The organism is Winogradskyella litorisediminis (assembly GCF_042675765.1).
GTDB classification, from domain to species: Bacteria; Bacteroidota; Bacteroidia; order Flavobacteriales; family Flavobacteriaceae; genus Winogradskyella; species Winogradskyella litorisediminis.
Genome location: NZ_JBHTJL010000009.1, coordinates 26,193 through 40,703 on the forward strand (window position 1 = coordinate 26,193; position 14,511 = coordinate 40,703).

A 14,511-nucleotide genomic window follows, 5' to 3' on the forward strand; every position below is an offset into this window, starting at 1 on the left:
TTTGGAAATCAAAAATCAATCCAAAATAAGTTATCTTTGCTAATGATGCGGAATAATTTATAAAATCATTTCGCAACCCAGAACTTTATGCTATGAACAGAACAAATTCCCTTTCCTTTGGAAAGGGTTAAGGAAAGGCCATGAAAAAATACGTCCCAATCGAAGATGGCGATTATTATTTGACGCCAGAAGGCTATCGCTGTTTTACAGAACAATACCACTTAAAACGTGGCTATTGTTGCGAAAGCGGGTGCAGACATTGTCCGTATGGTTTTACAAAAGAAAAACTCAAAAAAAAGTAATGCAAAATAGCGCAACATCATTTTCAGAGCAGATATTAGAAGGTATTCCTGAGCAACTTCCGCCAGTGAAACCGTATGATAATTCTATAAATCATGCACCAGTAAGAAAAGATATTCTCAACAAAGAAGAAAAGAAATTAGCCTTACAAAATGCCTTACGCTACTTTGATAAAAAACATCATAAAGTTTTAATTGAAGAATTTAAAACCGAGCTAGACACTTACGGACGTATCTATATGTATCGTTTTCGCCCGGATTATAAAATGTACGCTCGACCTATTGACGAATATCCTGCAAAAACAAAACAAGCTGCTGCTATTATGCTTATGATTCAGAATAATTTGGATTATGCTGTAGCTCAACATCCGCATGAATTAATTACCTACGGCGGAAATGGAGGTGTCTTTAGCAATTGGGCGCAATATCGTCTCACCATGAAATATTTGGCCGAAATGAATGACGAGCAAACGCTAGTTATGTATTCTGGACATCCTATGGGTTTGTTTCCATCGCATAAAGAAGCACCGCGTGTCGTGGTGACCAATGGGATGATGATTCCTAATTATTCAAAACCAGACGATTGGGAAAAATTTAATGCGCTTGGTGTAACCCAATATGGACAAATGACTGCTGGTAGCTATATGTATATTGGACCACAAGGCATTGTTCATGGTACTACAATTACAGTATTGAATGGTTTTAGAAAAATTGGAAAATCCCCTAAAGGGAATCTATTTGTGACATCTGGTTTAGGCGGAATGTCTGGCGCACAACCAAAAGCTGGAAACATTGCGGGTTGTATTACGGTTTGTGCTGAAGTAAATCCAAAAATAACTCAAGTGCGTTTAGACCAAGGTTGGATAAACGAAAAAATAACAGACATAGACCTATTAGTAAAACGTGTCAACCAAGCCAAAGCTAAAAAAGAAGTGGTTTCTATCGCTTACTTAGGAAACATAATTGACGTTTGGGAAAAATTTGACGAAGCTAATATTCACATCGATTTAGGTAGCGACCAAACCTCACTTCACAATCCTTGGGCTGGCGGATATTATCCTGCAGACGTATCGTTTGAAGATGCCAATATTATGATGGCCGAACAACCAGAATTATTTAAGGAAAAAGTTCAAGAAAGCCTTAGACGACATGCTAAAGCTATAAATAAACACACAGAAAAAGGCACCTATTTTTTTGATTATGGAAATGCTTTTCTACTTGAAGCTTCTCGTGCAGGAGCAGATATTATGAACAATAACCCAACGCTTGGAAGAGAATTTAAATACCCAAGCTATGTCCAAGATATAATGGGACCAATGTGTTTTGATTACGGATTTGGACCTTTTCGTTGGGTTTGTGCTTCAGGAAAACCAGAAGACTTACAAAAGACCGATGAAATTGCATGCCAAGTTCTTGAGGAGATTATAAAAAATTCTCCTGAAGAAATTCAGCAACAAATGGCGGATAATATTCAATGGATAAAAGGCGCACAAGAAAACAAATTAGTAGTTGGTTCACAGGCAAGAATTCTGTACGCTGATGCCGAAGGCCGAATGAAAATTGCCGAGGCTTTCAATAATGCTATAGAAAATGGAGACATCGGATATGTAATCCTTGGTCGCGACCACCACGATGTTTCAGGAACAGATTCACCATATAGAGAAACCAGCAATATATACGATGGATCTAGGTTTACCGCAGATATGGCTATACATAATGTAATAGGCGATAGTTTTAGAGGTGCAACTTGGGTAAGCATACACAATGGCGGCGGCGTTGGTTGGGGCGAAGTTATAAACGGTGGTTTTGGTATGGTTCTTGATGGTTCTATGGAAGCTCATAAACGCTTGAAACAGATGTTGTTTTGGGATGTTAATAATGGTATTTCACGAAGAAGTTGGGCGCGAAACGAAGGTGCGATTTTTGCTATAAAACGCGCTATGGAAAATGAACCTAACTTAAAAGTGACATTGCCAAATTATGTTGACGATGCTTTATTAAATGGACTATAACTCAAATACATATATCATGAAAAAGATTACAAAATTTTTACCGCTTCTAGTTTTTGCAGTTTTATTAAGCTCTTGTAGTTCTGTGCGTGTAGCTTCAGATTACAACAAGGAAACTGAATTTAATGAGTATAAAACTTTCGCATTTTTTAAGCCAGGAATTGACAAAGCAGAGATTAGTGACCTTGATAAACGCCGAATTTTAAAAGCTATTGAAGCTGAATTGATGGCTAAAGGCATGACAAAATCCGAAAATCCTGATATGCTAGTAAGTATATTTACAAAATCTAACCAGCGTGTAGATGTTTATAACAACGCTTGGGGTTTTAACAACTGGGGTTGGGGAATCAACCGTTGGGGTTGGGGACCAGGTTGGGGCTTTGGAGGATTTGGCGGTAACCAAGTTTCTACAAGAACTGAAGGTATATTATTTATAGATTTTATTGATGCAAATAAAAAAGAACTTATTTGGCAAGGAAGCGGAACTGGTTATTTAGTGACAAAAAATATCGAGAAAAAAGAAGCAAGAATTAATGAGTTTGTCTCTGAAATGATGACAAAATATCCTCCAGCTGAGGAAACAAAATAATATTTTTATTTCTATAAAGACAGAGAGCATTCATTAACCGAGTGCTCTTTTTTTTGTCTTAATTCTAATGTCTAGTAAAAGTGTATCTTTGCGCACTTTTAAGATAAGCATTATGATTTTAGGTCAAACTACACGAAAAAATTTTACCCAAAACCCTAAGAATGACATTCTTTCTGGATTAACAGTTGCATTAGCATTAGTACCAGAAGCAGTAGCATTTGCATTTGTTGCAGGTGTTGACCCTTTGGTTGGATTATATGGTGCATTTATGATGGGAATTGTAACCGCTCTTTTTGGTGGCCGTCCAGGAATGATTTCTGGTGCAACAGGCGCTATGGCGGTGGTAATGGTACACCTTATCCAAAAAGGAAATGAAGTTGGTTTAACTTTAGACACAACTACAGAAAACTTAGGTTTACAATGGCTATTTATAACATTACTGTTTGTTGGTGGCATTCAAATTTTAGCAGGTGTTTTTAAGTTGGGTAAATTTGTTCGCCTGATTCCACATCCAGTGATGATGGGTTTTGTAAATGGCTTGGCTATTGTTATTTTTCTTTCACAATTAGGGCTTTTCAAAGAAAATATCAATGGTGAAAAGGTATTTATGACAGGTAGCGGACTTTATACTATGCTAGCCCTAATTGCGTTAACTATGGCAATAATGTTTGGGTTACCAAAATTGACTAAAAAAATTCCTGCAGCTTTAACAGCAATTATTGTTGTTGCAGCGATAACTATATTAGGAAAATTGGATGTCAGCACTGTTGGCTCATTTATCAGAGATGGTGGTGGCGAAGGTTTGCAAGGCAGTTTACCTACTTTTCAAGCTCAAATATTTGGATTGTTTGACTCTTTAAATGGCCATTGGGATTTAATCCTTTCTACAGCTTTTATTCTAGCGGCAGTCGGGTTAATTGAATCTTTGATGACATTAAACTTAATTGATGAAATGACCGAAACTCGAGGAAACGGAAACCGAGAATGCATAGCACAAGGCGGAGCCAATATATTAAATGGATTGTTTGGCGGAATGGGTGGCTGTGCTATGATTGGCCAGTCTATTATTAACGTAGATTCTGGTGGACGTGGCCGACTGTCTGGAGCTGTTGCAGCTATCGCACTATTATGCTTTGTTTTGTTTGGAGCACCTTTAATAGAGCAAATCCCAATCGCTGCACTTGTTGGCGTCATGTTTATGGTTGTTATAGGAACTTTTGCTTGGTCTAGTTTCAGAATTATTAGAAAGATTCCGTTATCCGATGCCATAGTTTTAATTGCTGTTTCTGCGATTACTGTTTGGAAAGATTTAGCTGTTGCAGTAATTGCGGGTGTTATTATTTCGGCTTTAGTATTTGCTTGGAAAAACGCGACGATGATTCGTGCAAGAAAACGCATTCAGGCAGATGGCACTAAGACTTATGAAATCTGGGGACCTTTATTTTTTGGCTCTATTCAGAATTTTAATTCGAAATTTGATGTGAAAAATGATCCAGATAAAGTTGAAATCGATTTTGTCGAATCTCGCGTAAGTGACCATTCTGCTATGGAAGCTATTTTCAATTTGGTAAATAAATATGAAGCAGCTGGCAAAGACATAAAGCTGAAACATTTAAGTACAGACTGTAAAAACTTAATGTATAAAGCTAGTCCAAAATTTAAGGAAGTTATTGTTGAAGATATTGATGACCCACGGTATCATTTAGCGGCTGATCCAGAAAAATTTACTAAACCACTTTCAGAATATAATATATAATTTGTTTTTAAGTAAGCTTAACACCTATTCATCAGCTAGTTAACAACAGATATTCCCTTTACTAAATAAAACGTAAAAATAACTGATTATCAATTAATTAGACTAACTTGCTGCTTTAATTTAATATATTTAAATATGAGTACTGGTACAGTAAAATTTTTTAATGATTCTAAAGGTTTTGGATTCATAACGGAAGAAGGAAACGACAAAGATCATTTTGTACATGTTTCGGGTTTAGTTGATGAAGTAAGAGAAGGTGACAATGTAGAATTCGATTTAACCGAAGGAAAAAAGGGATTAAACGCAGTTAATGTAAAAGTTATATAATTATATACCTTACAATCTTTTTAAGTAAAAAGCCTATCAAAATTTGATAGGCTTTTTTGTTTATAATTTGATTTTAATGGGTAAACTTAAAGTAAATAAGGCTTTGCATGCCCATTGTCAATCAACCATTGGTTCAATTCTAAACCATCTTCTAAAATGATATTAGCTAAATAACGTCCATATTTTCCTTGTTTGTCTTTATAAGACCTGATGGTTACATCTTTATCTAATATCATACCCCTAACAATATCTCTAACTTTTCGACCCTCTTCTTTTTCTGGGCCTCGAAGTTCTGGAGTGTCTATACCATAAAGTCTAAGTTTCATCTCTCTCGAAATTAAAAAACCTAAATCTACAATTGCCGTTACCGTATCTCCATCGTAAACATCAATTATTTTTGCTTTGTAAGTGTACATTATTTTCAGTATTAGTATTCTGAAAATGAATATACAATTAATAATTTATAAGCGCTAAAATCTTGTCTTTTACCTTTTCAGTCGACGGAATCATAGTTTGCTCTAGAGTTGAATTCAAAGGAATTGCAGGCATGTTCTCGCTTCCAATAGTCATAACTGGCGCATCTAAAAATTTAAAACATTCTTCCTGAATTTTTCCTGCTAATGCTCTTGCAAAACTGTTGTTTGAAGGCTCTTCCGTAACAACCAAACACTTACCTGTTTTCTTTACAGATTTCATTACAGTGTCTTCATCCAAAGGATAGAGCGTTCTTAAATCAATGACTTCAATTTGATTTTGCATTTCCAATTCTTCTGAAGCATTCATAGCCCAATGCACACCCATACCATAAGTAACTATGGTCAGCGTCTCAACCGATTCTTGTTTCCAAATTTCTTGAAGCACCCAAGCCTTTCCGAATGGTAATACATAATCTTCACTTGGCTCAACAGAAGTTGCGCCTTGAGTTCCAGGCACCTTAGACCAATACAATCCTTTGTGTTCTAAAATCACAACTGGGTTTGGATCGTGATAAGCGGCTTTAATCAACCCTTTTAAATCAGCACCATTACTTGGATATGCTATTTTTATGCCTCGTATGTTTGTTATCACACTTTCCACAGAAGAAGAATGATAAGGACCGCCGCTACCGTAAGCGCCGATTGGCACGCGAAGTATCATACTTACTGGCCATTTTCCATTAGATAAATAACAACTGCGACTTACTTCTGTAAAGAGCTGATTAAGTCCTGGCCAAATATAGTCTGCAAATTGGACCTCAACAATTGGCTTTAAACCAACTGCTGACATACCTACCGTAGACCCTACGATAAAAGCTTCTTGTATTGGTGTATTAAAGACTCTATCGTCTCCGAACTTCTGGGCTAGTGTCGCAGCTTCTCTAAATACGCCGCCAAGTCTTCCGCCAACATCTTGCCCGTATAACAAACACTCTTTGTGTTCTCTCATGAGCTCTTCAACTGCAAACAAGGCACAGTCAACCATCACCACTTTATCTGCGCCTTCGGGAGAACGTGTTCCTTTTTCTTCAGTGATTAGGGTTGGCACAAAATCGTTAGTAAATAAATCTTCTGGTTTTGGGTCTTCAGCCTTCAATGCTTTTTGAAAATCTGAAGCCACTTTTTCCTTTGCTTTATTTTCAATCTCATCGACTTCCTTTTCTGTAAAACCATTATCTAATAATTGCTGTTTTAACACCGGATATGGGTCACGCGAACGTGCTTCGTCTAAATCATCACGATACCATTCCATTCGTACACCTGATGTGTGGTGATTTAATAACGGAACTTTAGCATGAACCAAAAACGGACGACGCTCTTTTCGGATAGTCGCAATGACTTTTTCAATAGCTTCATAGCTTTCAATAAAGTTAGCGCCGTCTATACTGATAGCTTCTAAACCATGAAATCCCGCTGCATATTCTGCTGCGTTTTGCGCTCTCGTCTCGGCTTCATTTGCAGAAATATCCCAACCATTATCTTGTACTAAATAGAGGATTGGCATTTGCTTTAATGCTGCCATTTGAAACGCTTCGGCTATTTCACCTTCGGTAACTGAGGCATCTCCTAAGGAGCATACTGAAATTGGGTTCTCAATAGACGAATCATTTAGACCTTGTAATTCTTTATATTGCATTCCCATAGCAACACCTGTTGCCGGAATCGCCTGCATACCAGTTGCTGAAGATTGATGTGGAATTTTTGGTTTATCATCATCCTTTAAACTTGGATGCGAATAGTAGGTTCTACCACCAGAAAATGGATCATCCTTTTTAGCTAAAAGTTGCAGCATTAAATCATAAGGCTCTAAACCAAATGACAATAACATCGCATCATCTCTATAATATGGAAATGCATAATCTTGAGGCAATAATTGCATACCTAAAGCCACTTGAATAGCCTCATGACCTCTAGAAGTCGCATGTACGTATTTTGAAACTTGCTTGAAATTTTCTTCATACAACTCTGCCATAGCCTTAGCGGTACAGAGTTTAGAAAAACCTTTTTTTAGTATATCTTTTTTCATATTTATTTCTTAGGATAGTTAAAATACCTTGTTTATGTTATTTTCTTTTACACCCCTAAAGTCCCCTTAAGGGGACAATCCACTAATGTAACTTTGGAACTACTGTCCCCTTAAGGGGACTTTAGGAGTGTTTTGCGTTAGGGATTGAGGCTTTGTTGGAGCTCTCCCGACTTTTTCGTCGGGAAGCGACTGCCGAAAGCCCGACCTCGCTTTCGTTGAAACTTCAGCGAGCAAGCGAGGTAACGGCCAAATTATCCTAAACGAATTGCTTTCTTGTTTTTACCATCCAACCAAATCTATCTTCGAGTTGTCCTGTTTTAATTGCATTTAATGTATCGTTGACTTCCAGTCCTACAGGACTTTCGTCTGAAACGTGAATTGTTTCGCCTTTTAGTCCAATCTCTTGAATGTTGGCAATACCAACAGCAGTTCCTGTCCCAAAAGCTTCTTCGAGCGTTCCGTTTTTGGAAGCTTTAATAATTTCGTCGATAGTAATTTTTCGTTCTGTAACTGAATAATTCATCGCACGAAGCATATCTATAACACTAGCTCTTGTAATACCATGTAGCACGGAACCATCTAATTCTGGTGTAATAAATTCACCATTGATTTTAAAGAAAATATTCATAGTCCCAACTTCCTGAATATATTTATGCTCCACTGCATCTAACCACAAGACTTGATCATATCCTTTGGCTTTTGCCAGTTCCGTTGGTCTGATTGCTGCAGCATAATTTCCAGCTGCCTTTGCTTCTCCTGTTCCGCCATGAGCTGCCCTTATGTATTGCTTCTCGGCCCAAAGTTTAATACGCTTACTAAAAAATGGACCTGCAGGTGAAGCCATAATAATAAACTTATAATGCGTAGCTGCACGCATACCAATAAAAGGCTCATCGGCATACATAAAAGGTCTTAAGTATAACGCACTGCCTTTCTGTGGCGGAATCCAATTATGCTCTAAACTCACTAACTCTTTTAATCCCTGAACAAATAAATCTTCCGGTACGTAAGGCATGCCCATACGGTCAGCACTCTTGTTTAATCGAGATGCATTTTTAGCAGGTCTAAATAACATTGGCTCGCCATCAGTGTCTTTATAGGCTTTCATACCTTCAAAAATAGCTTGTCCATAATGCAATGCCATTGCCGCAGGATGCGTTGGAATAGGCTTTAGAGGCTCAATTCTTGAGTTAGTCCATTCGCCATTTTCATAGTCACAGATAAACATGTGATCAGTAAAGGTGGTTCCTAAAGGGATATTGTTGAAATCTAAGTCGTCGACTTGCGATTTTTCAACTTTTGTAATTGATATGTTGTAGTTCATAATCTTTTGTTTTATAGTTCATTTTGTCTTGAAACAAAACGAACCAAAAATTCAAGTTGAAATAAGGAATTTTTCAATCTTGTTTCACAGATTGAAAACCAAAAATAAAATCTAAATTCAGTCCAAGGCTTCCTGAATTCTTAACGATTTGATTTTTATATTCGGCATTTCAACATTTATTTCAATGCTTCGCATTGATTATATCTAAAAGCGAAGCGGTCTAATCTCTATATTCTAGATGTCTCTATTAATATCAAACTGTTCAAAATAATCTGCCACGCGACGTACAAAGCTTCCGCCTAAAAAACCGTCAACGACGCGATGGTCGAACGATAGTGAAAGATACATCATGCTTCTAATCGCGATTTCATCACCGCTTTCCGTCTCAATAACTTCAGGACGTTTTTTTATGATGCCGAGTGCGAGTATGGCTACTTCTGGCTGATTAATAATAGGTGTGCCCATGACACTGCCAAAAGTTCCTACGTTGGAAATTGTAAACGTACTTCCCTTAATATCATCTCCACCAAGTTTATTATCTCTTGCCTTTGCTGCCAATTCATTAACGTTAGTGGCTAGTGCTTTTAAATCTTTTGTGTCCGCATTTTTCACCACAGGAACGATAAGATTTCCACTAGGTAATGCGGTTGCCATACCAATATTTATATGCTCTTTTACAATGATATGATTCCCATCTACTGAGGCATTAATATTCGGAAAATCCTTCACTGCTTTCGCTACTGCTTCGACGAATAGTGGCGTAAAGGTTAAACGCTCACCATACTTTTCTTGAAAGGCTTTTTTATTAGCATTACGCCAATTTACCATGTTAGTCATGTCCGCCTCAACATAAGCCGTTACGTGTGGTGACGTATGCTTGGAATATACCATATGGTCTGCAATCATCTGACGCATGCGGTCCATCTCAATGATTTTACCTTTGCCTTTGTCGAAAGATAATTGTGGAATTCTATACGCCGTTGGGTCTTGTTGAACAGGTTGCGCAAATTTGTACGGTCTTCCGTCTTCGATATATTGAAACAAATCACTTTTGCGTAATCGTCCCTCATTTCCTGTAGCAGGAATTCGCGCTAGTTCTTCAAAACTAATATGATGTTCTTTGGCTATGGAAATGATTAATGGTGAAAAAAATGTGTTCGAATTTGAGTCTGAAATCGAAAATGAATTTAAAGCTGAATTCGAAACTGAAGCTTTCTTTGAAATTGAATGTTTTTGAACTGGCCTTAGTTTTTCAAGTTTGTTCTGTGTTTTCGATTTCAATTTCGAGTTCGAATTCAACTTCTGCTCTTCAGAAACTTCTAAAACTGCTATAACATCGCCAACTGGAACAACATCTTTTGCTTGAAACAACGTTTTTACTAATGTTCCTGAAGCAGGAGCTGGAACTTCGTTATCAACTTTATCAGTGGCTACTTCCAATAAAATATCGCCTTCTTCAAAAGAATCGCCTTCAGAAATCAACCAGTTGATGATAGTTCCTTCAGTGATGCTTTCGCCCATTTTGGGCATTTTAAGTTCAAATTCTTTCAAGATAAAATGATTTTGAATAAGTATTAAAGATAACACTTCACTCATTTTACATCTGTTAAAAACTTTTAAAATGATTTAAAAAAGAATAATATTCTTTAATATTGTTTAAAACCGAATTTTATTCTTTATAATTTACTATCTTGGCAATCGAAAAGATGAAATGTTTTTATGGCTTACACGCTCGATAAAATCGATATGCAAATCCTTGCTATTCTTCAAAATAACAGTAATCGTACTACAAAAAGTATTGCTGAGGAACTCGGCATGACCACATCTCCTGTATTTGAACGCATTAAAAAAATGGAAAAAGAAGGATATATAAAAAAGTACGTTGCTATTTTAAACAATAAGAAAATTGGCTTAAAACAAACAGTTTTTATATGCATAACACTTCAGGGACACACAAGAAGTTATCTTGAAAAGTTCGTAAAACAGATTAATAGTTTTCCTGAAGTCATAGAGTGTCATCGCGTTAGCGGAAACTTTGATTATTTGCTAAAATTAGTAGTTGAAGACATTGAAGCCTACGAAACCTTTATCATTTCAAAACTGACACTTCTACCCTATTTAGGAAATGTACAGAGTTTAATTACACTGTCTACAGGAAAAGAAACTAATGAGATTGATTTGAGTCGGGTTTGAAATTCTACGACTTAAGCATTTCGACTGCGCATTATGTGACAGTTTTAATATTTTCTAAAATCCACTTACATAATTAAGTTCTTATTAAATAAAAACCCGAAAAGTTAAGGGACTTTTCGGGTTAAATCTTGCTCTTAAACAAGCATTCAATGGATATTTATTTAATCGACGTTATCGTGTAAAAAAGAATTATTACTTCTTAATTGAATATCGTCATTATCATCAGTACCAACAGACATGCGTGAAGCACTTGTTTCTGAAGAATGTTGAGCATCCTCCAAATTAACGCCTTGCCTTTTATATGCTGGTTCTTTTTCTATTTCATCAATTTTTGCATTGTTGAACTTGTAATTAAAGTCTTTCATTTTCCTACGACGCTCATCTGCTCTTGCTTTTAAAATCTCTGAAATTGGACTATTCATAGGGTCAATTTCTCCAACAGATTCTTCTGCAGTTTCTTCTATTGGTAGCGTTTTCTTTTCGAAAACAATTTCTTCTTTTACTTCCGTTTCGAGTTTAGTTTTTGTCGAGGTTGCTTCTGTTTCAGAAGATGTAAAATCGTCTAAAGCGTAACGCTTTTCACCTTCTTCATTTACTTCTGTTACAGAAATTAACTCTATTGGGTCGTTCACAGAAATGTCTTTGACTTCATCTTCGAGTTGAAAAAGCATTTTCTCATCTCCAGTTTCTGGCTCTTCAATAGGCTCATTTTCAAATTGAGATAATGGTAAATCAAACGTCAAAGTAATTTGTTCCTCATCCTTTTCTTCAACAACTGGAGTTTCCACTTGTTGAACTGGTGTAATTATAAAGTCTTCTTCAGTTACTGGTTTAGCATCTAAAACTTCATCATAAATAACATTAATGTTTTTAATGGCATCAGTTGTTTGAATCAGTTCGTTTTTTAAAGATGGTTTACTTTGTGAAACTTCCTCAAAATCATCTTCAGTTAAAGTATGCACTATTGGTGTTTCTTTAACTTCTTTTTCTAAGATGATGTCTGGAGAAATAATTGCTGGCCCAAGGTCTTGCTGATGAACTTCTTCATCTTCTAATGCATGAATGACTTTCTTTGTCTCCGTGTTTGATATTTCGTTTTGTTGGTCAATATCAAAGCCAGTAGCAATAATGGTAACCGCAATTGATTCTTGTAAAGATTCATCTTCGCCTACACCCATAATGATGTTAGCGCCATGACCAGCTTCGTTTTGAATATGATCATTGATTTCCCCAATTTCATCAATAGTAATTTCTTGAGTGCCAGAAACGATAAGCAACAATACGTTTTTGGCTCCAGTAATTTTATTATCATTTAACAATGGTGAATCTAAAGCTTTCATAATTGCATCTTGGGCTCTAGTTTGCCCTGATGCTGTTGAAGAACCCATGATTGCTGTACCACTTTTACTCAATACAGTTTTAGCATCACGTAAATCGATGTTTTGTGTGTAGTGATGCGTAATTACTTCTGCAATTCCGCGAGAAGCGGTAGCCAAAACTTCATCTGCTTTTGAGAAACCAGCTTTAAAACCTAGATTTCCGTACACTTCTCTAAGTTTGTTATTATTAATAACAATTAACGAATCTACATGCTCACGTAATCTTTCGATGCCACGTTGCGCTTGTTCGTTACGCATTTTACCCTCGAATTGAAAAGGCATTGTAACGATACCAACAGTTAAAATATCTAACTCACGCGCCATCTTAGCGATGATTGGCGCTGCTCCTGTACCTGTTCCGCCACCCATTCCGGCAGTAATAAACACCATTTTTGTATTGGTATCTAACATACGTCGAATATCTTCTAGACTTTCTACTGCAGATTGTTCACCAACATCTGGATTAGCACCTGCACCAAGACCTTCAGTAAGATTAACTCCTAGCTGAATTTTGTTTGGCACACCGCTATTTTGGAGGGCTTGCGCATCAGTGTTGCAGATAACAAAATCTACACCTTTGATACCTTGTTGAAACATGTGATTTATTGCATTACTTCCGCCGCCACCGACACCAATAACTTTAATGACATTGGATTGGTTTTTTGGCATATCGAAAGAAATATTCCCAAATTCGTTGCTGTTGCTCATATTAACTTTATTATGGGGTTTTATATATAGATTGATTAATTAATTCTTATTTTGATGAAATACTTAAGTTTAACTAAGCGTTTCATTTCTAATTTTTTATTCTGCGTTATCTAAAAAATCTTTAACACGTTCAGTTAACTTATCTAAAAACGAACGACGTTCTTTTGTCTTTTCTTCTTTTATTAAAGTTTCTACCTCTTCATTCTCTTGTGTTTCGGTTTTTACCTCTTCTTGCTCAGCTTCATCACTAATTTTACGTTCTTGGCGCTTTAAGCCGTCCATTACTAAACCAACAGCTGTAGCAAATAAAGGGCTCGCAATTTCCTCATCACTTCCACCTGCTAAATGCTCATTAGGATAACCTATTCTGGTGTCCATACCTGTAATATATTCTACTAATTGCTTGAGGTGTTTTAATTGACTTCCTCCACCTGTTAAAACAATACCTGCAATTAATTTTTTCTTTTGCTCTTCGTGACCGTAGTTTTTAATTTCCACATATACTTGCTCAATAATCTCCACGACCCTAGCGTGGATAATTTTTGATAAATTTTTAAGAGTAATTTCCTTTGGGTCGCGCCCTCTTAAACCAGGGATTGAGACAATTTCATTGTCTTTATTTTCTCCAGGCCAAGCTGAACCAAATTTCATTTTTAATAATTCGGCTTGCTTTTCAATAATTGAGCAACCTTCTTTGATATCCTCTGTAATCACATTTCCACCAAAAGGAATAACAGCGGTATGACGAATGATTCCGTCTTTAAAAACTGCTAAATCAGTTGTTCCGCCACCTATATCGATTAAAGCCACACCAGCTTCACGCTCCTCTTGGCTCAAAACTGCATTTGCCGAAGCCAAAGGCTCTAACGTGATACCTTCAAGCTCTAAGTCCGAACTTTTTACACAACGTCCAATGTTTCTGATTGAAGATACTTGACCGACTACCACATGAAAATTAGCTTCTAATCTTCCACCGTACATTCCGATAGGCTCTTTAATTTCGGCTTGACCGTCAACCTTAAATTCTTGTGGTAATACGTGGATGATTTCTTCACCAGGCAACATTACCAATTTGTGCACTTGGTTGATTAATCTATCAATATCCGTTTCATCAATTACCAATTCAGAATTGGCTCTTGTGATATAATCGCTATGTTGAAGACTGCGAATATGCTGTCCTGCAATACCTACTGTGACTTCAGAAATTTTCTCTGACGCCGCAGCTTCTGCTTCTTGAACAGCTTGCTGAATGGACTGAATAGTTTGTGTAATATTATTTACAACACCACGATGTACTCCTAAACTTTTGGATTTACCAACTCCCAAAATCTCCACCTTGCCATATTCATTTTTACGGCCAATCATTGCCACAATTTTTGTGGTTCCTATATCTAATCCTACCGAAATATTATGCTTTTCCATACT

Annotated in this window: 12 protein-coding genes; 6 read left to right on the top strand and 6 right to left on the bottom strand. The window is 36.7% G+C overall.

Going from position 1 to position 14,511, the window contains the following annotated elements; translation table 11 throughout:
* The first annotated feature begins 140 nt into the window (after positions 1–140).
* From ACFQ1Q_RS02540 to ACFQ1Q_RS02560, 5 genes are all read left to right on the top strand, one after another.
* The gene (locus tag ACFQ1Q_RS02540) at positions 141–302 is read left to right on the top strand and encodes a DUF5522 domain-containing protein (protein WP_386127669.1); all 162 of its coding nucleotides are present in this window, start codon (positions 141–143) and stop codon (positions 300–302) included.
* Complete coding sequence (locus tag ACFQ1Q_RS02545; protein WP_386127671.1) at positions 302–2,311, top strand: urocanate hydratase; 2,010 nt, start codon at positions 302–304, stop codon at positions 2,309–2,311. Before ACFQ1Q_RS02540 ends, ACFQ1Q_RS02545 begins: the two co-directional genes overlap by 1 nt.
* Positions 2,312–2,327: 16 nt before the next feature.
* Positions 2,328–2,897, top strand: coding sequence for a DUF4136 domain-containing protein (locus ACFQ1Q_RS02550; RefSeq protein WP_386127673.1), 570 nt, complete (start codon positions 2,328–2,330; stop codon positions 2,895–2,897).
* Positions 2,898–3,009: 112 nt separating this feature from the next.
* Positions 3,010–4,653, top strand: a complete 1,644-nt coding sequence (locus tag ACFQ1Q_RS02555; RefSeq protein ID WP_386127675.1) for a SulP family inorganic anion transporter — start codon at positions 3,010–3,012, stop codon at positions 4,651–4,653.
* Between the two features lie 135 nt (positions 4,654–4,788).
* Positions 4,789–4,980 (top strand): cold-shock protein, encoded by a 192-nt coding sequence (locus tag ACFQ1Q_RS02560; RefSeq protein ID WP_386127677.1) that lies wholly within the window; start codon positions 4,789–4,791, stop codon positions 4,978–4,980.
* An 86-nt stretch (positions 4,981–5,066) separates the two neighbouring features.
* Here ACFQ1Q_RS02560 and ACFQ1Q_RS02565 read toward each other — a convergent pair whose 3' ends face one another.
* The 4 genes from ACFQ1Q_RS02565 to ACFQ1Q_RS02580 form a co-directional block, all read right to left on the bottom strand.
* The gene (locus ACFQ1Q_RS02565) at positions 5,067–5,396 is read right to left on the bottom strand and encodes a thermonuclease family protein (RefSeq protein WP_386127679.1); all 330 of its coding nucleotides are present in this window, start codon (positions 5,394–5,396) and stop codon (positions 5,067–5,069) included.
* 37 nt (positions 5,397–5,433) lie between these two features.
* Positions 5,434–7,482 carry an alpha-ketoacid dehydrogenase subunit alpha/beta gene (locus tag ACFQ1Q_RS02570; RefSeq protein ID WP_386127681.1) on the bottom strand — a complete coding sequence of 683 codons (2,049 nt, stop codon included), beginning with the start codon at positions 7,480–7,482 and terminating at the stop codon, positions 5,434–5,436.
* A gap of 256 nt (positions 7,483–7,738) precedes the next feature.
* A complete protein-coding gene (locus ACFQ1Q_RS02575) occupies positions 7,739–8,806 on the bottom strand; it encodes a branched-chain amino acid aminotransferase (protein ID WP_386127683.1) in 1,068 nt (355 codons plus the stop codon).
* 234 nt (positions 8,807–9,040) lie between these two features.
* A complete protein-coding gene (locus ACFQ1Q_RS02580) occupies positions 9,041–10,327 on the bottom strand; it encodes a dihydrolipoamide acetyltransferase family protein (protein ID WP_386130135.1) in 1,287 nt (428 codons plus the stop codon).
* A 198-nt stretch (positions 10,328–10,525) separates the two neighbouring features.
* Between ACFQ1Q_RS02580 and ACFQ1Q_RS02585 the strand changes: the two genes are divergently transcribed.
* The gene (locus ACFQ1Q_RS02585; RefSeq protein WP_386127685.1) at positions 10,526–10,999 is read left to right on the top strand and encodes an Lrp/AsnC family transcriptional regulator; all 474 of its coding nucleotides are present in this window, start codon (positions 10,526–10,528) and stop codon (positions 10,997–10,999) included.
* 161 nt (positions 11,000–11,160) lie between these two features.
* Here ACFQ1Q_RS02585 and ftsZ read toward each other — a convergent pair whose 3' ends face one another.
* Positions 11,161–13,086: a cell division protein FtsZ gene (gene ftsZ / locus ACFQ1Q_RS02590; RefSeq protein ID WP_386127687.1), complete on the bottom strand. Its 1,926-nt coding sequence runs from the start codon at positions 13,084–13,086 to the stop codon at positions 11,161–11,163.
* Between the two features lie 96 nt (positions 13,087–13,182).
* Positions 13,183–14,508 carry a cell division protein FtsA gene (gene ftsA, locus ACFQ1Q_RS02595; RefSeq protein ID WP_386127689.1) on the bottom strand — a complete coding sequence of 442 codons (1,326 nt, stop codon included), beginning with the start codon at positions 14,506–14,508 and terminating at the stop codon, positions 13,183–13,185.
* Between the last annotated feature and the right edge of the window lie 3 nt (positions 14,509–14,511).

Coding starts and splice junctions, on each gene's coding strand:
- ACFQ1Q_RS02565 (WP_386127679.1), bottom strand. CDS start 5,396: ATGTACACTTACAAAGCAAAAATAATTGATGTTTACGATGGAGATACG.
- ACFQ1Q_RS02545 (WP_386127671.1), top strand. CDS start 302: ATGCAAAATAGCGCAACATCATTTTCAGAGCAGATATTAGAAGGTATT.
- ACFQ1Q_RS02540 (WP_386127669.1), top strand. CDS start 141: ATGAAAAAATACGTCCCAATCGAAGATGGCGATTATTATTTGACGCCA.
- ACFQ1Q_RS02580 (WP_386130135.1), bottom strand. CDS start 10,327: ATGGGCGAAAGCATCACTGAAGGAACTATCATCAACTGGTTGATTTCT.
- ACFQ1Q_RS02585 (WP_386127685.1), top strand. CDS start 10,526: ATGGCTTACACGCTCGATAAAATCGATATGCAAATCCTTGCTATTCTT.
- ftsZ (WP_386127687.1), bottom strand. CDS start 13,086: ATGAGCAACAGCAACGAATTTGGGAATATTTCTTTCGATATGCCAAAA.
- ftsA (WP_386127689.1), bottom strand. CDS start 14,508: ATGGAAAAGCATAATATTTCGGTAGGATTAGATATAGGAACCACAAAA.
- ACFQ1Q_RS02560 (WP_386127677.1), top strand. CDS start 4,789: ATGAGTACTGGTACAGTAAAATTTTTTAATGATTCTAAAGGTTTTGGA.
- ACFQ1Q_RS02570 (WP_386127681.1), bottom strand. CDS start 7,482: ATGAAAAAAGATATACTAAAAAAAGGTTTTTCTAAACTCTGTACCGCT.
- ACFQ1Q_RS02555 (WP_386127675.1), top strand. CDS start 3,010: ATGATTTTAGGTCAAACTACACGAAAAAATTTTACCCAAAACCCTAAG.
- ACFQ1Q_RS02550 (WP_386127673.1), top strand. CDS start 2,328: ATGAAAAAGATTACAAAATTTTTACCGCTTCTAGTTTTTGCAGTTTTA.
- ACFQ1Q_RS02575 (WP_386127683.1), bottom strand. CDS start 8,806: ATGAACTACAACATATCAATTACAAAAGTTGAAAAATCGCAAGTCGAC.